This window comes from Bacillus sp. D386, from assembly GCF_006346415.1.
In genome coordinates this window covers 78,961-103,608 of record NZ_VEMV01000006.1, presented here as the reverse complement: position 1 = coordinate 103,608, position 24,648 = coordinate 78,961, and the positions used below count along the sequence as shown (strand labels likewise).

Genomic DNA, 24,648 nt, shown 5'->3' with positions numbered 1-24,648 from the left:
GAGATGGATAAACAATGGTGGAAAGAAAGTGTCGTGTACCAGGTTTATTGGAGAAGCTTTTATGATAGTGATGGGGATGGATATGGAGACTTAAGAGGGGTAATAAGGAAGCTGGATTATATAAAAGAGTTGGGTGCAGATGTAATCTGGCTCAATCCTTTTTACCTTTCTCCTGATAAAGATAATGGATATGATATTTCCGACTATTATTCCATTATGCCGAAAGCGGGCAGTATGGAGGATTTTGAGGAATTAATGAGGGAAGCACAAAAACGAGATCTAAAAATTATTATGGATTTAGTCATAAATCATACTTCAAATGAGCATGATTGGTTTAAAGAATCCAGATCCAGCAAAGATAATCCAAAAAGAGATTGGTATATTTGGAGAGATGGAGACCAAGTGAACCCTCCCAATAATTGGCGTTCTTACTTTTCCCCGTCAGCATGGGAATATGATCAACGGACTGGTCAGTATTATTTTCATTCATTCGCAGCTGAACAGCCCGATTTGAATTGGGAGAATGAAGAAGTCCGTAAAGAAATATATCGAATTCTAAATTTTTGGTTAAAGAAAGGGATTAATGGATTTAGGCTAGATGCAATTGCCCTGCTTGCGAAGCCGGAGGATTTTCCGGATGCAGACGATCCGGATGATATTCGTTATTTGGCCAACCATCCCAAAGTTCATGATTATTTGCAGGAGATGAATGAACAGGTATTCCGTCATTATGATGTGTTAACCGTAGGGGAGGTAGCCTTCGTGACGCCGGAGCAAGGGTTATTATATGTGGATAAAAACCGCCATGAACTGAATACCTTGTTTCATTTTGAAGTTTGTGATGAAATGCCAACCTGGGACTTAAAGAAATTTAAAGAGATTCAGGCGCGCTGGTATGAAGGATTGAAAGAGAAAGGATGGAACTCACAATTTATTAATAATCATGATCATACAAGAGTGGTAACCAGATATGGTAATGATAAAGAGTATCGTGTTCAATCAGCCAAACTATTTGCTGCGTTGCTGCATTCTTTGCCGGGTATGCCTTATATTTATCAAGGAGAGGAAATAGGAATGACAGGGATTCGCCTTTCTTCTATTGACGAATATAACGATATTGCGATGAAAAATCAGTATGCTGAGTTGGTGTCAAAGGGATGGGACCCGAATACGGTTCTTAGAGATTTGCAGCCATTAAGCAGAGACAATAGCCGTACACCGATGCAATGGACCAATGAAGAACATGCGGGATTTACAACAGGTACACCGTGGATTCGAGTTAATCCAAACTATAAATCAATCAATGTGAACAATGAATTGCATAATCCTGAATCAATCTTTTATTTTTATCAAAAGCTGATCAAGCTGCGGAGTCAGCACAAGGTCTTTGTATATGGGGATTATCAGGAATTATTTAAAGGACATTCTCATCTTTATGGATACAAAAGAAGCTACGCTGATGAGACGATTTACTTTGTTTCTAATGTTCAGCCGAACACTATACATATTGAGCTGAACAGTGAAATGGATTTGCAGGGGACATCTATTCTGATTTCTAACTATAATGAAACGACAAGCACAAAATTAGATGCCTATGAAGTACGTATTTATTTAAAAAAAGCTTAGCTGGGATAATTGATTCCAACGGCAACAATATAGAACAAACAAAAGATAATTAAAATAAGACTCCGAATGATTCAGAAGGTCGTTCTGAAAGTGAAAATGTAGTTCCGAACCATTCGGAGGGGAGCTCCGAGAATCAAAAAGAAGATAAAGACGATAGAACCCAAAACATACCTGGCACTTTTTAGACTATTCATATTAGTTAGATCATCAGGTATGTTTCATTAGTTATGCTGATTGGATTTTAAGGGGGAAATAAAAGGAATGGTTTCAAAACCTGTATCTTTTTGATAAATAGAATTAACTAGAGGTGTATGTACATAATACTTATTATTATTGTGGCTACTTGGTATCTATTTAAGTAATGCCGTTATTTAACGGGGGATAAAGATGAAGATAATCGTAAAAAGAATTATCATCACCATAATTTTGACCAGCGGATATTTTAATATGGGAGCAGGGGTGGGAACAGCCGAAGCCAATAAGGAAGAATTAACTGTGGCATTGTCTCCGAATGTGATTAAAGGATTCGACCCTTTTCTGTATACAAGGGCAAACGGTTCTCCTTTAATTCAAAGTACTTTATTATCCTTTGATAAGGATATGGGAATTACATATGATTTAGCTGATGAATATCAGGTCAGTGAAGATAAAATGACCTGGGAATTTAAAATTAGGGATGATGCTTATTTTTCGAATGGGGAACAAGTGAAAGCGAGTGATGTAGCTTTTACCTTTAATACAGCTAAGTACAATGGATGGTATGATCTATCTTTGTTAAAAGAAGCCAAGGTGATAGATCAATACACTATCCATTTTCGATTAGAGAAACCCTTGTCAACCTTTAGTTATACAGCTGCTCAGCTTGGAATAGTCCCTGAGAATCAGTATGATGAGTTATTCACTTTGAATCCAATTGGATCAGGTCCCTATATTCTGGAGGAGTGGAATGTAGGAGAGCAGGCGGTTTTTGTCAGGAATGAGCGATATTATGGGAAAAAACCTATTTTTAAAAGGGTCATCATTCTTTTTATGGATGAGGAAGAAGCCTATGCAGCGGCGCAAAAAGGTCTGGTAGATGTCGCTCAAACATCTCCGGCATTTGCAAATGTGGGCGTAATAGATGGAATGGATATCAAAGCTTTTAAAGGTAGTGATCAGTATGGAATCTCCTTTACTACTGCCCCACTAGAATCAGATGCCTCTGGCAAAGAAACTGGCAATGGGGTAACAAGTGAATGGTCCATCCGCCAAGCAATTAATTTAACAGTTAAACGTGATCACCTCATAAATGAAGTTCTTTATGGATATGGAGAAGCAGCCTATCATGATGCTAATCGGCTTCCGTGGGGCTACAAAGAAACAGAGTTTGAAGACAATAATATCGACAAAGCTAAAGAAATTTTGAAAATTGCGGGATGGATTGATAACGATGAGGATGGTGTGTTGGAAAAACAGGGAATAGAAGCGAAGTTTAAGCTTTTGTTTCTGGAGTCTGACCCTATAGCGCAGTCCATGGCGACATTACTTATGCAACAATTAGCTGAAATTGGAATCTCAGTAGAAGTGGTTGGTCAGAATGAGGAGAAAATCAATTCAAATAAGTTTAATAATCCATTCATTATGCGTGTGGGTAATCATAGTCCAATCGATTTGTATCATAGGATTCATGAAGGTAATACTAGGATGAATTTACATATATCTGCTGAAGTGAATCAGTTGGTTGAGGGAGCGCTTGCTAGCGGTGATTTTCAAATATGGCAATCAATTCTGAGGCAGACCGCGAAGGATTTACCGTGGATATGGTTGGTCCATCCAGATCATTTATACTATACAAAGAAAGGATTAAATTTAGGAGAGCTGGCATTTCAATCAAATGAACAGCCTCTATCTTTGTTAAATAATATAGAAGAATGGACTTGGGAATAATAAGGAAAACCTCTCCTGTTACTGGGAGAGGTCTTGTGTTTTTTGTAAGTTGATTTGTTCGTCTGCTCTCTTTGGTCGTTTAACAAAGAAGGCAAGGATAAGAGCCAATACAGCAATAAATGTCGCTATAAAGAATGCATCGTTAATCCCATCTACTGTTGCTTGAGTATAGATTTGTGCCTCCAATTGAGCTATTTCTTCTGGACTTGGTTGACCGGTAAGCTTACTCATTGCTTTTTCTGCCAATTCTTCCGCATGTATTTTCGTACGTGATGTCATAACGGAAACAAGTAAGGCGGAACCAATTGCACCGGATACTTGATTAAGTGTACTGTTCATAGCTGTACCATGTGGATTTAATCGGGCAGGCAATGAATTCATCCCGTTGGTCATAATCGGCATCATGACCATTGACATACCGAACATACGAACAGAGTACATCACAATTAATGTTCCATAAGTAGTTTCAGTTGTTAATTGACTGAAGAAATAAGTTGTAGCGACTGTGATGGTTAAACCGATTATGGCAAGAATCCGACCGCCAAATTTATCAAATAATTTACCTGTAATTGGTGACATAATTCCCATAATGATTGCACCTGGAAGCATTAATAAACCAGAATCTAATGGGGATATACCACGTATATTTTGCAGGTAAATTGGCATTAAAATCATGGCTGAAAACATTGCCATATTCAAAACAATCGATATAGCTGAAGATAAGGAGAACATTGGATATTTATAGACACGGAAATCGAGCATCGGCTTTTCCAGTTGAAATTGGCGAACAATCAACAAAATCAAGCCAATTACACCTGCAATCAGTGTACCGAATACTTCAACATCATCCCAGCCTTTACTACCCGCCGAGCTGAATCCATATAATAACCCTCCGAATCCGACACTTGAAAAAATAACGGATAATACATCCAATGAAGCGTTACTTTTTTCTTTCTTATCTTTTAATTTAAAAATCGATAGTAGTAAAACAATAACGGCAAACGGGATGATCATATAGAACAGATATCTCCATTCATAATGTTCAATAATCCACCCTGATAATGTAGGACCAATTGCAGGGGCAAAAATCATAACAAGCCCTAAAATCCCCATCGCACCACCACGTTTTTCAATTGGGAAGCTCGTTAAAAGAACATTCATTAAGAGGGGCATCATAATGGCAGAGCCTGCTGCTTGAATCATTCTTCCAACCAATAATAATGCGAAGCTCGGTGCAAATCCGGAAAAGATTGTTCCGATTGTAAATAGAATCATCGCGGTTATAAATAAGTGTCTAACCGAGAACTTCTGAATTAAAAACGCTGTTGATGGAATGATAATTCCGTTTATCAGCATATAACCTGTTGCGAGCCACTGAATCGTTGTTGGCTCAACTTTAAAATCCGCCATCATGGACGGAAGGGCAACATTCAATAATGTTGAATTCAATATAGATACAAATGCACCGGCTAAAAGAATGGCTATAATCCCATAATTGGGACGCATTTGTTGTCTTTCTGTTGCTGTCATGTACTTCTCTCCTTTTGATTTATACTATATGTTTAATTATTAGACTCATAATTCATGTTGATTATATTACTCTCTTTCTTTTCGTTTAGCAATTAAAATAATTTAGAATATATAAATTTGTATTTACCCTAAAAATAAGCTAATATACACTCAAATAACTGAAGTCATAGGAATGGATTGAGTTGTTATGAACGTAAGAAAAAAGCAAGTTATCAGCCATGCAAAGAAACTTTTCATTGGAAAGGGATATAGAAATACGTCTATTCAAGAAATTATTGAAGATAGCGGGATCTCCAGAGGAACATTTTATAATTATTTTCCTTCTAAAAGTGAACTTTTCAAAGCTGTATACGATTCCTTCCTTGAAGAGTATCACCAACAGCGAGATGAATTAATTATTGGGAGGGATCTCAGTAATATAGACATCTTTATAGAGCAACTTTATGTACAAAGGAAATCACATTCGCATAATCAATTATTTGCCCTTATTGAAGATGTAATGGTATCTAATGATATTGAACTAAAAGATTATTTGAAACAAACGAGATGGTTATATTTAAATTGGATTCACAACCGCCTTGTCGATATTTTTGGGGTGGAGAAGAAACCGTATTTGTTAGATTGTGCAATTATTCTATCCGCCATGGTCCAACACCACATGCATTTTTATAGTATTGCAAAAGGAGATCTTGATGCGAAAAAAGCAATTCGTTATTATTTAGATCGCATAAAGGTGATTGTTGATGATGTAAGTAAGAATGATGTTGTTTTAATAGAACCGGAAGTGTTAACTATGTTTATTCCGGGGGGTCCAAAAGGAAACAGGGATTTTTGCTACGATTTAATCCAATCCGTTAACCAACTAAAGACTTACCTTGAACAAGAGGTTGTTGATGCTGAGTTTCGTGCGGAAAAGCTACAAATAATCGAATTCCTGCAAGATGAACTATTGCATAATAAAGAGCCGCGACATTACTTAGTTAAAAATATGATTGCTTCATTAAATCATGATTCTATCTTGAGGGGTACTTCCTGCTATGGAAGGTTTAGAGAAATCATCATGGAATGGTTGAATAAGTAATAGAAGAGCCATGTTAGCAAGTAGTTTGCCATAGCATGGCTCTTTTTGGGCGAGTCATTTTGTTATGGGCTATTTTGATACAAATTTAAGACCAATGGCAGAGATTAAAATGAGTAATATGAAAATAATTCGTTTTAAGCTTTTCGCTTCTCCAAATAAAAGCATGCCAATTAATGCTCCTCCACTGGCACCAATACCAGTCCATACAGCATAGGCAGTACCCATGGGAAGTGTCTTCATTGCGAATGATAGACAGAAAAAGCTCCCCGAAAAACCGACAATCAAAAGAAGCAGAGATAAGAGATCCCTATTTTTATTCAATCTATTAATCATGCCGACCCCAAATATTTCTAAAAATCCAGCGATAACCAGTGCAAACCAGGCCATTATTAGTTAGCCTCCTTTTTGGAGGTGTCTTCATCAGTCACTATTTTTAAACCAATCACACCTATTAATAAGAGAAGAATTAATGCTATTTTCTCTATTTTTAACGGTTCATCAAAGAAGAGAATCTCCGCAATAACCGTTCCAGCTGTTCCCAATCCGACAAAGACAGCGTATACCGTCCCAACCGGCAGGTAGCGGCTTGCATCAATCATCATATAAAAGCTGATACAGATTGCAGCAAGTGTAATCAGCCACATCCATATACTGTCTGCATTTTTAAGACCGCTTACCCAGATGATTTCAAAGAAGGCCCCTATAATAACCTTTAACCAATGTCTGTTCATCAAAACAACTCCCTAGTGATATAACAATATAGCAGATTGTTTGTACTGTTGTTCATTTTAGCAATTATAAAATTGGTTTGCGAGTAGAAGAATCGAGAAAGAGTTTGATAAACTAATTATATAAGAAAGGTACGGGGGTGAAATAAGATGGATGATCCAACTATTTCGACCAAGGAATTAGTAAAAAAAATTCGCTATATAGACGACACCTATCCGAAAGAGGAACTTGATCTTCTATTGATTCGTGAGGATGCTATTCCTGAACTATTGAGTATATTAGATTTGGTTCGCAAGGAACCAGAATTGTTTCTTAGTGAACCTGATCGAATTGACCATATTTATGCAGCTGTTTTGTTGGGACAGTTAAACATCAGAGAAGCATTTTATCCATTTTTACAAACATTAAAATTACCGGATGATAATGCATTGGAATTATATGATGATTACCTGGTTACAACGGCTGGCCGTATACTTGCTGATACATATCCCGGTGAAATAGTTATGGATGGAAATATCCCTTCCATGCCGGATTTGGATGCATTATTTGATTTAATTGATGATCAATCTTTGGATGAGTGTATTCGTGCTACTGGAATTCAAGCAATTACATCCCTTGTCCTGCAAAAACGTATATCAAGGGAAATGGTTGAATATTACTATCATGATCTACTGCAGGGGGATTTGGTAGATGAATCAGGTTATATGTATACCATTCTAATTGATTCATGTATGGTATTAAATTTCCGAGATTTATATGATGATATCGCAGAGGTTTTTGCCCAAAAGAAAGTGAATGCCCTTGATATGTCGCTCGATGATGTGGAGGAGCAATTTAGGAACTATGATCCGTTATATGCAGATGATTGCCGGCCCATTACAAATGTTCATGAAGAGTTCACTTGGTGGGCTGGTCATTATCAACCCGGAAATTCACAGGCTTCCAGAAGCATAAAAGTGGGCAGAAATGATTCATGCCCATGCGGAAGCGGGAAAAAGTATAAGAAATGCTGTGGGAAATCTTGATTTATACACTTTATGGGTTTTAGCCCCCGTATGTACAAGTTGGGTTTGTGTACATATGGGGGTATTTTGTATGCGTTAAAAGGGAACTTACTCTACGATTTTGATGGAAGATTAAAGGAGCTATTTACTATAATGCTGTTTCAGGTCTTTGAGAGTTAATATTGTACAATTATTGTAATTTTTCAGAGTTTCAATACGTTCGTCACACTTTATTCCTACATTTAAGCTTATAGGAAAATGGAAGGTTACTATTAGAAATATAATAAATAAACAATTATTTATATATTTGGGATTTTTTATAATATAATTCAACTAAGCTAAAGAAATGTTAGAGAAAGTGGTGGATGAGATGGATTTGAAGAAGTCAGATCGACTAAGTAGCGGTGACAGGATAGCTACTGCCAGTTTTTCTTGGGGTGGGGCAGGAGATCCAGATATTCGCTGGCGTTATCAGATAGGGAAAAAACGGTTGGAGGAGTTTGGTTTAGAAGTTATTGAGCTGCCTCATACATTAAAGGGATCAGAGTATGTATATAATCATCCAGAAGAACGGGCACGCGATTTGATGGATGCCTTTCAAAATCCATCGATTAAGGGGATATTCTCTTGTATTGGCGGAGATGACAGCATTCGAATGCTGCCATACATTGATTATGAGGTAATCAAAAATAATCCAAAGATTTTCCTTGGCTATTCTGACTCTACCGTCACGCATTTTATTTGTTATAAGGCAGGGGTAATGAGTTATTATGGTCCTTCGATTCTGGCTGAATTTGCAGAGAATGTAGAGGCTTTTGATTATACGAATCATTGGGTGAAACGGGTTTTATTTTCTGGTGAACCTATTGGCGAAGTTGGACCGCCATCTGAATGGACAAGTGAATTTATCCCTTGGGAAAAGCAAAACTGGACACGTAAAAGAAAAACATCACCGCATAGCGGTTATGAGTTATTACAGGGAGAGGGAATACATAAGGGGAAATTATTAGGAGGATGCATGGATGTGCTGGAAATGCTTAAAGGGACTGTAGTGTGGCCTGCAATTGATGAATGGAAGGATAAACTGATATTTTTTGAGACATCAGAAGTGAAAGTGAGTCCGGATCTGTTTCTTGGATGGCTGCGAAATTACGCGGCGCAGGGAATTCTGCAAAATGCTAAGGGTTTATTATTTTCCAAGCCATATGATGATTGTTATTACGATGAGTATAAGGAAGCAATCCTTAGTGTGGTACGGGATGAGCTAAAGTTAACGGATTTGCCGATTCTATATAATATGAGTTTTGGACATACGGCTCCAATGAGTATTATTCCTCTCGGGGCTATGGCTGAATTGGATTGTGAAAGAAAAACATTTAGCATACTTGAAGCGGGTGTGAATTAAGGTTCGAGGTTTACACACTCCCGAAGCAGGGACTATGAAGGTAACTAAAGCTGAAATAGGAGTTTTAGAGGTCAATCTTCTAAGAAGGGGGAGGTTGAGTAGCCTTCCTTTTAATATTCCATAGCTCTTCATTGAAAGCAGATAAATATGCCATTAGAGGGTAGGTTAAGAACTTCATAGGGGGAAATGTATGGAATATAGGGGACCTAGTGTTTATGATCAGGAAGATTTTTTTTTGGATTATATGAAAAGAAGAAGTAGGAAAGATAGTCCCAATAATGCTATTGAAACTCCAATCATGTATGAGCTAATACAAGATTTTCAAAATAAAGATATACTAGATTTGGGCTGCGGTGACGCTTCCTTCGGCAAAGATTTAGTAGAACGCGGTGCAGCGTCCTACAGTGGAATAGAAGGCTCTGAACAAATGGTGGAAGCAGCTAAGAGGAACCTATCACAAGTGAATGGAAGCGTGCATCTTCATACGATGGAATCATATACATACGGAGAAGAAAAGTTTGACATTGTAACTTCCAGATTTGCAATCCATTATGTAGCTGATATTGATGCTTTGTTTCAAAACATCGATTTGTCTTTAAAAGAGGAAGGTAAGTTTGTTTTCAGTGTTCAGCATCCTCTTACGACCGCATCTTTTACTAGTAAAAAAAAAGGTGATAGACGTGAAAATTGGATTGTGGATGACTATTTCCTGGAGGGGGAAAGAAAAGAACCTTGGATTGAACAAATCGTGGTGAAATATCATCGAACAGTCGAACAGTATTTTAGAGCGCTTATCAGTTCTGGATTTTCAGTGGTTGATTTGCGAGAAGGTACACCTGTGCGTGATAACTTTACCGATGAGAAAGAATATAAAAGAAGGCTTAGAATTCCAGTTGTGCTGGCATTTTCGTGTATAAAAAATAAAAACGTATGAAACAGAACACCTGGCTGATGTGGGTGAAATTGTACTGAGTGGTTCAGTCTATAAGTGTATAGAGGTTGATCAAAAGTAAAAACTCTTTTTCTCTAAAGAAAAAGAGTTTTTACTTCGCTAATCCAATTCTTTAATTAACTACTCGTTTTGCTCCTACATAACGTTTCTTCCAATAATCGAGATTCATATCTTGTGTTTTAACTCCTTTTGATGTAGCGCCAATGAATTTATTATTGCCGATATAAATGGCAACAAATGATACCTTTTTCCCGTCCGTTTTATAAAATACTAGATCCCCGGCTTTTAATTTGTTTTTGGCAACGGAAGTACCTGTTTTATATTGATCGGCACTGGTACGTGGTAATTTTTTTGCAACGCTTTTTGAGAATACATACTGTGTGAAACCGGAGGCATCGGACCCTTTTGGTGTTGTTCCGCCCCATTTATATGGACTGTTCGTTATTTTTTTGAATAAGCAACCGCCTTTTGACTTTTAGACTGTGCTGCATCAGCATGCATTGGGCTGAAGAAAGTTGAAAAGAGTAGAAGAACGGCTGTTACGACGGCAAACAGAATAGAGGATTTTCTTGCATGTAAAGCTAACGTTAACATCCCTGCTTTCAAAGATTTTTTTGACACAAGGATATCTTATTATTGAGCAGAGCATTTTATGATTCAAATATTACTTTCTTACCTTCCTGCTTAACCTCCCCTTTTTTGTGAAAATAAAAGTATAATAGAACTGTAAACTATGAAATATATGAGGGAACAGCATGATTTTATTGAAAAATACAAGAGTTAAAGGAATTTTACTGGTATTAACTGCCGGTATATTATGGGGAGTATGCGGAACAGTAGCGCAGTATTTATTTCATTATGCCGGATTTACCCCGGAATGGGTTGTGGGTATTCGCTTGCTTGTATCTGGGGTGGTTCTCTTGATTCTAGCCTCTTTAAAAGTAAAGAGTAGGATAGGTGCTATTTGGAAGGACAGGAAAGACGCAATAAGTCTTTTATTGTTCAGCATTTTAGGTTTATTGGCTGTGCAATACACATTTTTTATGGCTATCAATTATTCCAATGCGGCTACAGCCACCGTTTTACAGTACTTAACACCCGTTATCATTACCTGTTATTTTGCCTTAATTTCAAAAAGGTTGCCTACAAATAAAGAAATCCTTGTTGTAGGTTTGGCCATATTAGGGACATTTTTGATTGCAACTAAAGGAAATATGCATAGTTTATCCATTTCGGTTAGTGCTTTGATGTGGGGAATTGGTTCGGCATTCGCTCTGGCATTTTATACTTTGCTTCCGCGTAAGCTGCTTCCTAAATGGGGTTCAACTCTCGTTTTAGGCTGGGCAATGCTAATAGGAGGAATTTGCTTTTCATTTTATAATCCTTCATGGGAGTTTCAGGGAGATTGGAGCTTTTATGCAATACTTGCTGTTATTTTTGTGATTATATTTGGTACGATTGTTCCGTTTATATGCTATTTGGAAAGTATGAAATATATTCGAGCTACAGAGGTAAGTGTGCTGGCATCTGTGGAACCAGTTGCTGCAGCGGTTGTATCCATACTTTGGCTGCATGTTACGTTTGGAATAGCCGAGTGGCTTGGTACAATCTGTATTATCAGTACCGTCTTCATTTTAGCCCTTTTTGATAAACCGGCAGGGAAGAAATCCAGTGATAATCATTGAGTAAAACAAACAGGATCCCAATTTGTTTAAGAATTGGGATCCTGTTGCTGTTTATCGGTACGAATCATGGCTGGGATGAAATAAATGATCTTCCGCGTTTCTTACAATAGAAAAATGTTCTATATTGTAATGGCCATGAAGTGTTTTATTATGATGGTTTATGATTTGTTCCGGGCTTAAAATGTCATTGCCGATTGTGGAATGTCCATCACCAACTAAAGTGACATCGAAGCCATTAATAGTAGCGGTTCTGACTGCACTATCAATACAATGCTGTGTTTCGCAGCCCATTATAACAATATGATTAATTTCATTAGATTTTAAATAATTTAATAGTCCAGTTCCGTGAAAGGAATTCGTTGTTGCTTTGTCAAAGAATTTTGTTTCCACAGGTAGATGAATTTCATCATGAACTTGAAATCCTTTCCCTTTACCTCCGGCTATATCAAGATCTCTTACACAAACTATCGTGGCATTTGCCTCTTTTGCCTTTTTAATTACTAAATTAATATTTTGAATAAGCTGTTCTTTTTTAAAAACAGCCCTCATGTCTTGATTCCCATCTATTAGTTCCTGTTGTGCATCAATAATTAATAATAGTTGATTCAACTGATTTTCCCCTTTCTAATTTGGGGAAGCGCTCTTTTATTTAGCTGTATTCCCCTTGGTTTTTTTTGAGTTGTGATATAGTCCCATATTCATATAATTAACCTCCTTGATAATATAATGCCTAAAAATTAATAAATGTAATTTTCAGACAATTAAACCTTAACATAGCTTCTTTTAAAAAGATACGCAAAAATAAAAAAGCCACCGATCTAGTCGGCGGCTGTATTGCTGTAATGAACGTTGATTAAATACTTTTATTTCGGTTAAACAGATAGCTTTCGCCCTTTTCGTATAGAGCGATGGATTGTCTAATCCATTTTTGTTTAGGAATAATTTTGTGAACGAGCAAAGCCGCACCTATTCCAAGAAGTGCACCTACTAAAATATCAACGGGGTAATGGACTCCTACATAGATTCGGGAAATAGAAAGAAGGAGTGCAAGTGTTGTCCATAAATACCAGAATCGTTTACGAAAGAGGGCAATGGTTATACAAACTGAGAAGAATACAATCGTATGATCACTCGGAAAAGAATTTCCAACCTCTTTTTCAATTAACTTGTTTACATCGGACCAAACGGCAAATGGCTGATGATGTGAATAAATCATACCAATTAACTTGCCCGTTACTTCGGCGATAAAAAAAGCAATAACAGCACTGACAACCATTAATTTATTTCTAGTATTACGAGTTAGCCAGTAAAACAACAGAACCAGTATTAAGCAGTATACTGTATATTCAGCAAAAAAAATAAAAAGTGGATTGATGTCCGGATACTCTTTACCAATGTCATTGACTGCACGAAATAATGTGATATTTGCTTCAGAATTAGTCATTTTTTCATTTCCTCCCAAGTTATTCTATTATGGATAATTTACTTAAATATTTCAAGAGATTCTATATAGTATTTGTATTCTAGACGATATCGTTTAGCTGTATGAAAGGATTATGATAAAATTTAACAAAACTAAGAATAAGAGGAGGCTAAAAATGAAACTGCCATTATCGGGGACGGAACGGAGTAATCTTCGTAAAAACAAGGTTCGAATAGACCAAATACCAACGAAAACAACAGAAGAATTAAAAATCATACTGAATTGTTCTACAAATCGGGCTAAGGAGTTAAAAGGTCTGTTAGACTTTCAGGAAATCCCTTCAATCGGGTTGGGTGCATCTAAAATGATGGTACAAGTACTGGGATTCTATTCTGTAAACGACGTTAGAAATGAAAATCCTGCAGAATTATTCGACCGCTATGAAGAATTGGTTGGATGCCGTGTCGATCCATGTGTGGAAGATCAAATCCGCTGTATTGTTTATCATGCCAATGAATTGAATTGTGTGTTAGTATGGTCTGATTTTACGGACGAGCGGAAGGCATATCGAAATACTCAGGGATATCCTCCTACTCGCCCTGAAAAGTAGTGATCCCCTTGTATGACCTCTTTAGAAGAATCATTGAAAAAGCCCATATAAATAGGAGGCCAATATGAAAAAAATATTTCGCTTGTTACCCCCCTTTTTGATTATGATGGCTCTGCTTGGTTGTTCAAAGGAAGAGAAAAATGACACGGTTGTTAAACAGACTGAGACAGATGAAAAGCAGCCATATGAGATAGAAGTCGTTGCTGAAGGTCTCAATGTACCATGGGAAATGGTTATAGCCGATGATGGACGAATATTTTTTACGGAACGGCCTGGCCAAATAAGAGAAATCCGTAATGGGAAAGTAAGGGAAGAACCTCTCCTGTCTTTGCCAGCGCCTTTTATCAGTGAAGGGGAGGGAGGATTACTTGGACTGGCACTGGATCCTGATTTCCAAACGAATCATTTTATGTATACGTATCACTCCTATGAAGATAATGGTGAAATCAAAAATCGTATTCTTCGTCTTGTAGTAGGTGACAATCAAGCAAGGATTGATAAAGTGATCCTTGATGGAATTGTTGGAGATACAAATCATAATGGTGGGAGAATTAAGATTGGACCAGACGGGATGCTTTATATTACAGCAGGAGATCGGTATGAACCTGACTTAGCCCAGGATAAGACAAGTATGGGCGGTAAAATTTTTAGAATCCATCTTGATGGTTCCATTCCGGATGATAATCCAATTGAGGGGTCGCCTGTCTATAGCTACGGGCATCGCAATCCGCAGGGACTTGCCTGGCATCCTGTTACAGGAGATTTATTCAGTTCGGAACATGGTCAATCAGCACATGACGAAATTAATTTGATTGAAGCAGGGAAAAACTATGGATGGCCAATAATTCAGGGGGATGAAGCAAAAGAGGGAATGGAAACGCCGATTGCTCATAGCGCAACTGAAACATGGGCCCCGTCGGGAATGACATTTGTCTCGAAGGGTGAATGGAAAAACCAATTGCTGATTGCCAATCTGCGTGGCGTGCAGGTTCTTAAGGTAGAGCTTGATGAATCCGGAAAACAGGTGAAAAGCATAGAATCGCTCTTTAAAGATCAGTATGGGCGCATCAGGAATATCATCGAAGCGCCGGATGGAACCTTATATATGATGACGAATAATAGGGATGGCAGGGGGAATCCATCAGACAAGGATGACCGCATCATCAGGTTGATTCCTAAAACGGGTATTTGACTAATCTATACGAATATGGAAAAAGTGAAGATCCTAAGTCAGGAGACCTACCATTCTTTTTTAACACTACAACACCTACGTGGAGATAGGGAGGTGTGAAAAGTAGTAAACCTAAGTTTTAGGGAACGTTTTTTAAGCATTTCTATCTTTTTAGTAGAAGAGGATAGAAATGCTTTTTAGTTTGGGCTTTTTTAGATAGGGGGACTAGCATGTTAAACAGTATTTGGGATATCCGAGAATCGGAGAACCAAGATTTAAGATTAGCACTTCATATTTAAGAAATCATTCTAAAAATGAAGTGTTTTTTGCATTAAAATAGATAAAAAGGAGAGATGGAGAGGGAGTTGAGATGCATCCCACGCTGTCCGGTCTCTTGGTCAATTAAAGACTGATAGAGTACGAGGACATGTTGATTCATAGAATCCAGCTGTTTCAGCACTTTGTTCGATGAAGAAAATTCACTTTTAACATAGAACAGTGAACCTAAGTTTAAATATATCCAGATAAATCCAATTGATAATAAACTCCAGAAGAAACGATGGCCAATTTGCCATTTGAAGACTTTTTTATACAGAGTAACTCACTCTTTCTAATGGGATTAAAAATTATTTCTACAATATTTTACAGTTTAATTATAGGTTATTTTGTAAACTTTTGGATTTATTTATATATCCTAAATGGAGTGCTGTATAGAAGTTACGATATAGTATTCTCTAAATTTTTGGGGAATAAATATACGTTAATATTCGATATATACCATTTTCTTTTATACTAGGTGAATTTGGAATTGATTGTTAATAGAATTCATTATCTGAGGTCAGTATAATAATAAGGTTGCGATTATTATCATATTATTATGGAGAGAAGAATCAGCATGCTTAAACAATATATTCACGATTTGCATAATGAATTTGCCGGCTATAATTCTGAAAAGCTACGCAAAGATATTATGGCTGGTATTACAGTAACCGCTGTTGCACTTCCTTTATCTCTAGCGTTCGGGGTGAGCAGTGGGGCGGATGCGGCTGCTGGATTAATTACAGCGATTCTTGCAGGATTAATTATCAGTATGCTATCAGGCGCGTCCTATCAAATATCAGGACCAACGGGAGCGATGTCTGCTATATTGATTGCTGTTGTTGCCCAGTATGGACTTGATGGAGTATTTATTGCCTGTTTGCTGGCGGGTATCCTACTGGTGATTGCCGGTCTACTGAAATTTGGCCGTGTCGTTTCTATCATACCGATGCCAGTTATAACGGGGTTTACATCAGGAATTGCTATCATTATAGCGATGGGACAAGTAGATAACTTTTTTGGAGTTGAATCGAGCGGAGAGAATCCAATTGCCCAAATCATGTCTTATATAGAGAATGGTTTTAATCCTGATTTTGCTACATTATTAATTGGTATTATAACAGTTGTCACGATGATTGTATGGCCGAAAAAATGGAACGCCATAATCCCGTCATCCTTAGCAGCCTTACTGATTGTTTTAATTATTAATACCGTTTTAAAATTACCGGTTGCGGTCGTGGGAGATATACCGAAAACATTTTTTCCGGAAAATCGACTGGTATTTAGTGATTTATCCCTCGCTAAAATAGAAGCCTTGATATGGCCGGCAATCAGTATTGCGGCATTAGGAATGATTGAAAGTTTATTATGCGGAGCATCTGCCGGTCGCATGGTTGGAGAAAAAATGAATGGGGATCGGGAACTAGTTGCACAGGGAATTGGGAACATGATTATCCCATTCTTTGGCGGTGTTCCGGCTACTGCTGCGATTGCCCGTACGAGTGTAGCGATTAAAGCTGGTATGGTAACAAGATTGACGGGGATTTTCCATGCGATTGGTTTGCTTTTGTCAATGTTTCTCCTCAGCCCAATTATGTCGAGTATACCGATGTCTGCATTAGCAGGTATTTTGATTGTGACGGCATGGCGGATGAATGAATGGGAAAGTATTCATTATATCTTTTCTCACAAATTCAAAGGCGCTATCTTTAAATTTTTGCTAACATTGCTAGCTACTGTTGTGTTTGATTTAACGGTTGCCATTGTTGCAGGAATTGTCCTTTCAGCCATATTGTTTGTTATTAACAGTGCCGACGTAGAAATGAATGTCAGTAAAGTTGATATCGAAAAATTGGAAGGAAAAGGGATAAAATCAAATCAGACATACGAAGATATTCGGGTAGTTTATCTCACCGGTCCTATATTCTTTGCAACGGTGAGCTCTTTGACTGAGCGCCTTGAAGACATTAATCAAGGAGTTATGATCCTTTCTATGCGTGGAGTATCCTCCATTGACGGTTCAGGAGTACAAGCTATGGTGGAATTCTGTGAATTAAAGAAACAAGAAGGTGTAAAAATCATCTTTAGCGGAGTACAGCGGAGAGTTCTTAGCAGATTTGAAAGAGGTGGTATTCTGGATGTTGTTGGAGAAGACAATATATTCTGGAGTACTGACCAGGCGCTTGCAAAAATTAATCAAATACAAGGTTAATATAAAGATGGAAGGAGAGTGCCGAGTAGGCTACTCTCCTTTTTTTGATGCAAGCTAAGATAGCTTTTTACCTAATATTAGATACCGTTCTTTTGTCTTTTCATTAGGGAAGAAGGAATCATCAATGACAATCCATCCTTTTCTAACATATAGATTCCGTGCAGCCAGATTGGATTGTTGGGTTGTTAATATAGTTGTATCAAAAGGTATGTCTTTCATTAGGGAATCATGTAATAGTGATCCGATTCCTTTTTGGCGCACGGATGGATGAACACATAATTCAACGAACTCAAAACAATTTGCCAGCCATTCATTGGATAAGTCAGGTTTCAAATGGCTTGTCAATAGTTCGCGATAATATTGGCCTGATAGAGAAGCATAACCATAGGCAAATCCAACAGGCATTTCCTCTTCATCCAGGCATACAAATCCTCTGAAACCAGCGTAGTCCATGTGCCGCATGAATCGTTCTGTACAGTCGGTATTAATATTCCATATTTGTTGATACAGAGAAACGATTGGCTTAAGCAAATCATCTGTTCGATTCCACTTTACCATTTGTATCATAATTTCTTATTCAAAGATTGAACTGATTTGTTGGATTTCTTCACGGGATAACATAACTTCCAGTGTTTTAAGATTATCAACGACTTGTTCCGGCTGTTTTGCGCCAGGGATAACAACATCAATTGAATCCTGCGCCAAGTACCATGCCAGGACAAGATGAGCGATTTCAACGTCTTTAGCTTTCGAAATCTTTCGCAGTTGTTCTACTTTTTCTAGGTTTTGCTTAAAAAGTTCTGCCTGAAATAATGGATTACGGGAACGTCCATCATTAAAAGTAGAATGCTTTGTGAATTTTCCGGTTAAAAGACCAGAAGCCAGCGGGAAGTATGGGACAAAGGAAATTTTGTGTTGGGCGGTATAGGGGAGAAGCTCTTTTTCAGCATCTCTTTTAAATAGATTGTACTCAGATTGGATTACATCCACGTATCCATCTTTATTGGCTTCTTTTAATTGCTCCAATGAAAAATTGGATACCCCGATCGCACGGATTTTTCCGGCATCTTTTAGTTTCTTTAAGGCGCCGACTGCCTCGTCCTTTGGTGTATCCTGATCTGGGAAATGAATGTAGAAGAGATCTATATAATCTGTACGTAAACGCATTAGACTTTCTTCCACAGTTTTAATAAGGAATGCAGGGGAGTTATCAACTACAACATCATTTTCAATGAATTTATGAGCCCCCTTTGTAGCTATAACAAGGTTTTCACGATTGCCTTTTTCTTTAACAATTTCTCCAATTAATTCTTCTGACCGTTCCGGGCCATAAATATAGGCAGTATCAATAAAATTCACGCCATAATCGATGGCAGTCCGTACGATTTCCCGTCCTGTTTCCTCATCGAGATTTGGGTAGATATTGTGGCCTCCAACTGCATTAGTTCCAAGACCTATCGGATTTACAAGTAAGTCTGTTTTACCTAGCTGAATTTTGTTATTCATAAAAAAACCCCCTTAACATGTAATGATTCAATCATAGCAAAGGTGAGGAAGTATATGGAAATGATAGGGTTTAGAAATAGATAAATAGCTAAAGGCCCTAAGAGATAATCTTAGGGCCTTTATGCAAGAGGGGGGGGATTTATGTTCTATGGCTTTTATGATGTGTTCTACCATTAGTATAATTCAAATGATAACGATTATCAATATCATTTAGATGAAAAAGATATTAAATTTATTACGAATAAGTAACTAAATTTTCGAGGGGGAATTTGAATCAATATAAAAGCAATAAATTTGGACGAATTCATAATCCGAACCGAAATCATTAACTGCTGAACCCAGCAAACCAATGATTAGCTTCTTCCATGTTTACTTGTTACAAATCATAACCTGCTTACGAATGAGCGTTATGTTTGCTACCCTTTTTGTAACTCACTAGAATAAAGGTCATACAAAGGAGGAATAGTTCATGAATGAAAAATACGCTTCTCTTTTTGAAAGCTTTACACTGCCAAATGGCGTTACGCTGAAAAACCGATTCATACTCGCTCCAATGACACATTACTCTTCTAATCCTGATGGTACGATTTCCGATCAGGAGCTTCCATATATCGCGCAGCGTTCTAAGGATATCGGCTTAGTCATCACTGCTGCAACAAATGTATCCGATAACGGAAAGGCGTTCCCAGGACAGCCATCCATTGTACGCGATACATATATAGCAGGTCTGAAGAAGTTAGCAGATACAATAAAAGGCGAAGGAGCTAAAGCAATCATCCAACTTCACCACGGTGGACGGGAATCAGGAGCAGATCTTGTACCCAATGGGGATGTAGTTGCTCCAAGCGCTGTAGAAAAAGAAGGTGCAGCTACACCACGTGCACTGGAAACTGCAGAAGTACAGCAAATCGTTGCTGATTTCGGCGAAGCAACTCGACGTGCTATCGAAGCTGGTTTTGATGGCGTCGAAATTCATGGTGCAAATGGGTATATTATCCAACAATTCTACTCTCCATTTTCCAATCGCCGTGAAGATGAATGGGGCGAGCGCTTGCGTTTCCCCTTGGCTGTCATCGACTCAGTCAGAAGTGCTGTTGATAAACACGGCTCCAAAGACTTTATAGTTGGTTATCGTTTCTCTCCTGAGGAACCGGAAACTCCTGGATTAACGATGAAAGAAACACTTGAGCTGATTGATGCTCTAGTGGAAAAGCCATTAGATTACCTGCATGTTTCTTTAATGGACTTCCATTCCACAGCTCGCCGCGGTGCGGATGCGAGCGCCAAACGCATTGATTTGATCCAGGAACGCATCAATAATAGAATGCCTCTTATCGGCGTTGGATCCTTGTACTCTGCCGAAGACGTGGCTGCAGCCAAAGATACGGGAGTACCATTGATTGCCATGGGACGTGAATTGTTAATCGACCCGGAATTCGTTACAAAGCTCAAAGAAGGACGGGAAGACGAAATCATCCGCCTAATTGATCCTGCCCGTGAAGATCATCACGGCCTTCCGGATCCGCTTTGGAACATCATCCTGCAGACAAAAGGCTGGGTTCCGACAAAAGAATAGCAGGAGATAGCCAATAAAGGGAAAATTCAGCATTGGTACTTATGCCATAAAGAGATTTTGAGTATAAACAGATAGAAGGATTGCTTTTAAAAACCTCTCATATGAGAGGTTTTTTGTAGGCTTTTTTTCTGCTAATTCATGATTTATTTTATTGATTGAGTGAGCTGCAACTAACCTGTCACTTCTCAAATTCAAAGTAAGTCTATCCTCATCAATGTGGTCCGTCTTGAGAATGTTCAGGTCACTTTTACTGCGTCCCATTCACTCATAAAACTGAGAAAAGGCCGATTGTGCTATGGTATATTGTAGTTAAATGAAGAAAAGGATGTTCGGTATATATGCATATAACAATAATTGGATCAGGTATAGCAGGTTCGGTTACCGCATATAAGCTTGCCAAGGCGGGCTTACAGGTAACTGTGATCGATCGTTTTGATAAAGGACAAGCGACAGATGCTGCAGCGGGGATCGTTTGTCCATGGCTGTCCCAGCGTCGAAATAAAGATTGGTACCAGCTGGCCAAAGGTGGTGCTCGCTATTATCCGGAAATAATTGAAGAACTTCGTCAGGATGGAGAAACTGAAACGGGTTATGCCCGTGTAGGTGCATTGAGTCTGCATGAGGATCCGAAAAAACTGGTTGCGATGCTTCAACGTGCTGAAATGCGCAAAACGGATGCACCGGAGATTGGCAAGATAACCCTTCTTAACGAAAACGAAGCAAAACGGTTATTTCCTTTGCTTACTGAAGGATATGGAGCGGTACATATCAGCGGTGCTGCTCGCGTTGATGGCCGGGCTTTACGAAATGCCTTACAACGGGTAGCTGGGAAATACAATGCACGATTCGTATCTGCAGAAGCAAAGCTTTCTATGAAAGCAGAGAGAATCGTTGTGACAGCTGGCAATGAAGAATGGATGCCTGATCAGGTCGTAGTTACTGCTGGAGCTTGGGCCAGTCAATTATTAGAACCTTTAGGATATCAGATGCAAGTCAGCTTTCAGAAAGCGCAGATTTGTCATTTAAAGCAGCACAATGCCGACACACATGATTGGCCAGTAATTATTCCGCCTAACGATCAATACCTGCTTGCTTTTCCGGATGGAAGGATAATAGCTGGTGCTACGCACGAAAACGATGAAGAGATGAATACCGGGGTAACGGCAGGCGGTGTACTGGAAGTACTAACTAAAGCAACTAAGCTTGCTCCCGGTCTTGCGAATGCAGCTTTGACCGAAACAAGGGTCGGCTTCAGGCCTTTTACTCCTGGATTCCTTCCCGTATTCGGCCGCATGCCGCATCACTCTAATCTTTATGTCATAAATGGCCTAGGGGCATCAGGTCTGACGATGGGTCCATTTATCGCGTCACAGCTCTCAAAGTTAATAGTCGGGCAAGAAACGGATATCGATATATCCGCCTATAATCCAGATGGTGCTCTTGCTTAACAAAGGGTCCATGTTTATCATGGACCCTTTGTCATACTCAAAATAGAAAATTATTCGACTCCCAGGTGAACCATCACTTTCTGAAGCTGGCATTTTTATATAGACGAATTGTACGTTCATTAAAAGGATGCTATACTCCCTGGCTTTTACGTGCAAATGTATTTATCATTCCAAATGACTGCTAATAGTAATGTAGTCTAATATGCTCGATTGTTATAAAATGGTAATATGTGATTGGTTGATAAATTTAGAGAGGCAGGAAAAAGTAGTGGAAACTATTTATAGCCATGAAGATTTGCTGAAGATGATGGACCAATTATTAAAAGAAAAAACCAGATTTGACTGGGATCAATTTTATTTGAATCGTGATCAGAATGTACCTTTTTTTTCTAATCAGCCTGATGAAAACTTGGTAGAGTATTTCGATAAGGGCTTGTTTGTTCCAGGGAGTAAAGTATTAGAGTTGGGATGTGGTCCCGGGAGAAATGCAGTCTTTTTTGCTGAACAAGGTTGTCATGTTGATGCCGTAGATTCATCTGAAGAAAGTTTGAAATGGGGAAGAGAGCGGGCCAAAGAGAGTGGATTAACAATTAACTTTATACATAAAAATATATTTGATTTAGCTATTGATGAAGGAAGCTATGATATTGTGTTTGATTCAGGATGCTTTCATCATATAGCACCTCATCGGAGGGGTACCTATAATAATTTAGTTAAAAGAGCGCTAAAAACAGATGGTTTATTTGGCATTACGTGTTTTCTTGAAAATGGGAAGTATGGCGGATCAGATATAACTGATTGGGATGTGTATAGATTTTGGAGCCTAAAGGGAGGTTTGGGGTTTACAGAGCAAAAATTAAGAGGCATCTTTAAGGATCTGAAGGAAATTGAAATAAGAAACATGAGACAAACAGATTCAATGGATGGTGTATTTGCTGAGGAAGGTTTTTTAACAGCTATATTTAAAAAGTAAATTTAAATATTATAAAATATAATAGATTTAAAAGAGTGTGGCATCGTTTAAAGAACTTTGCCACACTCTTACTGCGTTCTCTATTGATGCGCTTTTAACCACATCATTGCCGTATAAGCATGCATGGCGGCACCGGTTGGTAGGATATCTTCATTAAAAACTACCTGTGGATGGTGCATGGGAAGTCCATAATGAGGGTCCTCTTCTTTTGTGCCGGCTCCCAGCAAAAAATAAACGGTAGGTACTTCATAACAGTACGAAGCGAAATCTTCAGAACCCATGCCTCCGCCTTCAAAAGAGATGACAGATTGTTTACCGACTACATCACTCACATAAGAGGACAATTGATTGGCCAAGTCTTTATCATTCGTTAAGGGCGGAACAGATGCAACAATCTCTATTTTAGCTTCACCTCTAAACATTTCAGCTGTTGATGTTACTATTTTCTCCATCCTTTTGTAAATAAAATCTCCTAAATCCGCATTTAAGTAACGAATCGTACCTTCTAATATGGCTTGGTCAGGGATTACATTATGGGTACTTCCTGCCTGAAACTTTCCAATCGTGATAACCACCGATTCGGTTGCTGAGATTTCTCTTGCTATGATTTCATGGATGGAGGTATAGATATGCGCTGCAATATTAATTGGATCAACGCCGGTTTCAGGCATGGCTCCGTGACACCCGACACCTTTAACAGTAATTCTGAAGATTGTACAACCTGCGATTGCGGTTCCAAGCCCATATAATACCGTATTAGTTGGTGTACCGGAATGTACATGTAAGGCCATTGCTGCATCCACTTTTGGATTCTCCAAAACGCCCGACTTCAACATTAATTTGGCGCCTTTGAAGCCTTCTTCATTTGGCTGGAATACGAGCTTAACGGATCCTTCCAGTTCGTTCTCATATTGTTTTAATAATTTGGCAGCTCCTAGTAGCATAGTTGTGTGCATATCATGACCACAGGCGTGCATATTTCCATTTGTTGATTTAAACGGGTAATCTGTCTGCTCTTTAATCGGAAGAGCATCCATATCGGCCCGCAAAAGAAATGTTTTTTTTGCATCAGGTTTCCCTGCCAGTGCTACAATCCCACTTTCACAGATTTCTTTTGGTTCATAGCCAAATTCCTTTAACTTCTCCATTACGTATTTCGTGGTTTGAGGAAGGTGGTCGCCTACTTCAGGATTTTGATGAATTTCTCTTCTATATTTGATTAACTCATCTTTCATAGCCCGTGCATTTTCTAAGAATTGATTCATATATACCTCCTGCATAGCCTTCATAGTTTGCTTCTTTGTATTTTGTGCATTGCAGGCAGTTTATATTAACGTTCTTCAATATAAATTGGAATAAAGTTCATAAATTTAGTAAATGGGGTTAAGAAAATAAATAGAGACCTAAGGAGTCTCTAGATTTGATTAACTTTAAATAGTAAAAGTAAAAAGTGCGGAAAATAACCTAGATTAA

At 38.3% G+C, this 24,648-nt stretch carries 23 protein-coding genes; 13 read left to right on the top strand and 10 right to left on the bottom strand.

Annotated elements, in window-relative coordinates:
* The first annotated feature begins 3 nt into the window (after positions 1–3).
* Both FHY45_RS17835 and FHY45_RS17830 read left to right on the top strand, forming a co-directional pair.
* Positions 4–1,626, top strand: coding sequence for an alpha-glucosidase (locus FHY45_RS17835; RefSeq protein ID WP_139892700.1), 1,623 nt, complete (start codon positions 4–6; stop codon positions 1,624–1,626).
* Between the two features lie 387 nt (positions 1,627–2,013).
* Positions 2,014–3,552: an ABC transporter substrate-binding protein gene (locus FHY45_RS17830; RefSeq protein WP_139892699.1), complete on the top strand. Its 1,539-nt coding sequence runs from the start codon at positions 2,014–2,016 to the stop codon at positions 3,550–3,552.
* 18 nt (positions 3,553–3,570) lie between these two features.
* Here the strand turns inward: FHY45_RS17830 and FHY45_RS17825 are convergent, their stop codons facing one another.
* Positions 3,571–5,082 (bottom strand): DHA2 family efflux MFS transporter permease subunit, encoded by a 1,512-nt coding sequence (locus FHY45_RS17825; protein ID WP_066108113.1) that lies wholly within the window; start codon positions 5,080–5,082, stop codon positions 3,571–3,573.
* A gap of 187 nt (positions 5,083–5,269) precedes the next feature.
* On the opposite strand from FHY45_RS17825, the gene FHY45_RS17820 reads away from it, so the two are divergent.
* Positions 5,270–6,163: a TetR/AcrR family transcriptional regulator gene (locus FHY45_RS17820; RefSeq protein WP_066108110.1), complete on the top strand. Its 894-nt coding sequence runs from the start codon at positions 5,270–5,272 to the stop codon at positions 6,161–6,163.
* 69 nt (positions 6,164–6,232) lie between these two features.
* Here the strand turns inward: FHY45_RS17820 and FHY45_RS17815 are convergent, their stop codons facing one another.
* Together FHY45_RS17815 and FHY45_RS17810 are read right to left on the bottom strand one after the other, a co-directional pair.
* Positions 6,233–6,550: a DMT family transporter gene (locus tag FHY45_RS17815; protein ID WP_066108107.1), complete on the bottom strand. Its 318-nt coding sequence runs from the start codon at positions 6,548–6,550 to the stop codon at positions 6,233–6,235.
* 2 nt (positions 6,551–6,552) lie between these two features.
* Positions 6,553–6,894 (bottom strand): DMT family transporter, encoded by a 342-nt coding sequence (locus tag FHY45_RS17810; protein ID WP_066108103.1) that lies wholly within the window; start codon positions 6,892–6,894, stop codon positions 6,553–6,555.
* A gap of 147 nt (positions 6,895–7,041) precedes the next feature.
* Here FHY45_RS17810 and FHY45_RS17805 point away from each other — a divergent pair, with 147 nt between their 5' ends.
* The 3 genes from FHY45_RS17805 to FHY45_RS17795 all read left to right on the top strand — a co-directional run bounded on the left by FHY45_RS17805 (position 7,042) and on the right by FHY45_RS17795 (position 10,235).
* The gene (locus tag FHY45_RS17805) at positions 7,042–7,917 is read left to right on the top strand and encodes a DUF1186 domain-containing protein (protein ID WP_066108100.1); all 876 of its coding nucleotides are present in this window, start codon (positions 7,042–7,044) and stop codon (positions 7,915–7,917) included.
* Positions 7,918–8,266: 349 nt separating this feature from the next.
* Entirely contained in the window at positions 8,267–9,301 is a 1,035-nt protein-coding gene (locus tag FHY45_RS17800; RefSeq protein WP_139892698.1) for a S66 family peptidase, read from the top strand.
* A gap of 190 nt (positions 9,302–9,491) precedes the next feature.
* Entirely contained in the window at positions 9,492–10,235 is a 744-nt protein-coding gene (locus FHY45_RS17795; RefSeq protein WP_139892697.1) for a class I SAM-dependent methyltransferase, read from the top strand.
* A 130-nt stretch (positions 10,236–10,365) separates the two neighbouring features.
* On the opposite strand, the gene FHY45_RS17790 is transcribed toward FHY45_RS17795, so the two are convergent.
* Both FHY45_RS17790 and FHY45_RS17785 read right to left on the bottom strand, forming a co-directional pair.
* The gene (locus FHY45_RS17790) at positions 10,366–10,698 is read right to left on the bottom strand and encodes a C40 family peptidase (protein ID WP_139892765.1); all 333 of its coding nucleotides are present in this window, start codon (positions 10,696–10,698) and stop codon (positions 10,366–10,368) included.
* A complete protein-coding gene (locus FHY45_RS17785; protein ID WP_139892696.1) occupies positions 10,695–10,874 on the bottom strand; it encodes a hypothetical protein in 180 nt (59 codons plus the stop codon). The genes FHY45_RS17790 and FHY45_RS17785 overlap by 4 nt, the downstream gene beginning before the upstream one ends.
* 134 nt (positions 10,875–11,008) lie before the next feature.
* On the opposite strand from FHY45_RS17785, the gene FHY45_RS17780 reads away from it, so the two are divergent.
* Positions 11,009–11,938, top strand: coding sequence for an EamA family transporter (locus tag FHY45_RS17780; RefSeq protein ID WP_139892695.1), 930 nt, complete (start codon positions 11,009–11,011; stop codon positions 11,936–11,938).
* A gap of 51 nt (positions 11,939–11,989) precedes the next feature.
* Here the strand turns inward: FHY45_RS17780 and FHY45_RS17775 are convergent, their stop codons facing one another.
* Together FHY45_RS17775 and FHY45_RS17770 are read right to left on the bottom strand one after the other, a co-directional pair.
* Entirely contained in the window at positions 11,990–12,547 is a 558-nt protein-coding gene (locus tag FHY45_RS17775) for an isochorismatase family protein (RefSeq protein ID WP_139892694.1), read from the bottom strand.
* Between the two features lie 244 nt (positions 12,548–12,791).
* On the bottom strand, positions 12,792–13,382 hold the full coding sequence (locus tag FHY45_RS17770; RefSeq protein WP_066108088.1) for an undecaprenyl-diphosphatase: 591 nt from the start codon (positions 13,380–13,382) through the stop codon (positions 12,792–12,794).
* Positions 13,383–13,536: 154 nt separating this feature from the next.
* Here FHY45_RS17770 and FHY45_RS17765 point away from each other — a divergent pair, with 154 nt between their 5' ends.
* From FHY45_RS17765 to FHY45_RS17755, 3 genes are all read left to right on the top strand, one after another.
* Positions 13,537–13,971 (top strand): helix-hairpin-helix domain-containing protein, encoded by a 435-nt coding sequence (locus FHY45_RS17765; protein ID WP_180350016.1) that lies wholly within the window; start codon positions 13,537–13,539, stop codon positions 13,969–13,971.
* Between the two features lie 64 nt (positions 13,972–14,035).
* On the top strand, positions 14,036–15,163 hold the full coding sequence (locus FHY45_RS17760; RefSeq protein WP_139892692.1) for a PQQ-dependent sugar dehydrogenase: 1,128 nt from the start codon (positions 14,036–14,038) through the stop codon (positions 15,161–15,163).
* An 874-nt stretch (positions 15,164–16,037) separates the two neighbouring features.
* Positions 16,038–17,672, top strand: coding sequence for a SulP family inorganic anion transporter (locus FHY45_RS17755; RefSeq protein WP_066108084.1), 1,635 nt, complete (start codon positions 16,038–16,040; stop codon positions 17,670–17,672).
* A gap of 54 nt (positions 17,673–17,726) precedes the next feature.
* Here FHY45_RS17755 and FHY45_RS17750 read toward each other — a convergent pair whose 3' ends face one another.
* Both FHY45_RS17750 and FHY45_RS17745 read right to left on the bottom strand, forming a co-directional pair.
* Complete coding sequence (locus FHY45_RS17750) at positions 17,727–18,239, bottom strand: GNAT family N-acetyltransferase (RefSeq protein ID WP_139892691.1); 513 nt, start codon at positions 18,237–18,239, stop codon at positions 17,727–17,729.
* Between the two features lie 6 nt (positions 18,240–18,245).
* Positions 18,246–19,178 carry an aldo/keto reductase gene (locus FHY45_RS17745; protein WP_139892690.1) on the bottom strand — a complete coding sequence of 311 codons (933 nt, stop codon included), beginning with the start codon at positions 19,176–19,178 and terminating at the stop codon, positions 18,246–18,248.
* Positions 19,179–19,647: 469 nt separating this feature from the next.
* On the opposite strand from FHY45_RS17745, the gene FHY45_RS17740 reads away from it, so the two are divergent.
* The 3 genes from FHY45_RS17740 (at position 19,648) to FHY45_RS17730 (ending at position 23,175) form a co-directional block, all read left to right on the top strand.
* Entirely contained in the window at positions 19,648–20,754 is a 1,107-nt protein-coding gene (locus FHY45_RS17740; protein ID WP_066108078.1) for an NADH-dependent flavin oxidoreductase, read from the top strand.
* A gap of 338 nt (positions 20,755–21,092) precedes the next feature.
* A complete protein-coding gene (locus FHY45_RS17735; protein ID WP_139892689.1) occupies positions 21,093–22,202 on the top strand; it encodes an NAD(P)/FAD-dependent oxidoreductase in 1,110 nt (369 codons plus the stop codon).
* Between the two features lie 220 nt (positions 22,203–22,422).
* The gene (locus FHY45_RS17730) at positions 22,423–23,175 is read left to right on the top strand and encodes an SAM-dependent methyltransferase (RefSeq protein ID WP_139892688.1); all 753 of its coding nucleotides are present in this window, start codon (positions 22,423–22,425) and stop codon (positions 23,173–23,175) included.
* Between the two features lie 80 nt (positions 23,176–23,255).
* Here FHY45_RS17730 and FHY45_RS17725 read toward each other — a convergent pair whose 3' ends face one another.
* Positions 23,256–24,440 carry a M20 metallopeptidase family protein gene (locus FHY45_RS17725; protein ID WP_139892687.1) on the bottom strand — a complete coding sequence of 395 codons (1,185 nt, stop codon included), beginning with the start codon at positions 24,438–24,440 and terminating at the stop codon, positions 23,256–23,258.
* Positions 24,441–24,648: the final 208 nt, after the last annotated feature.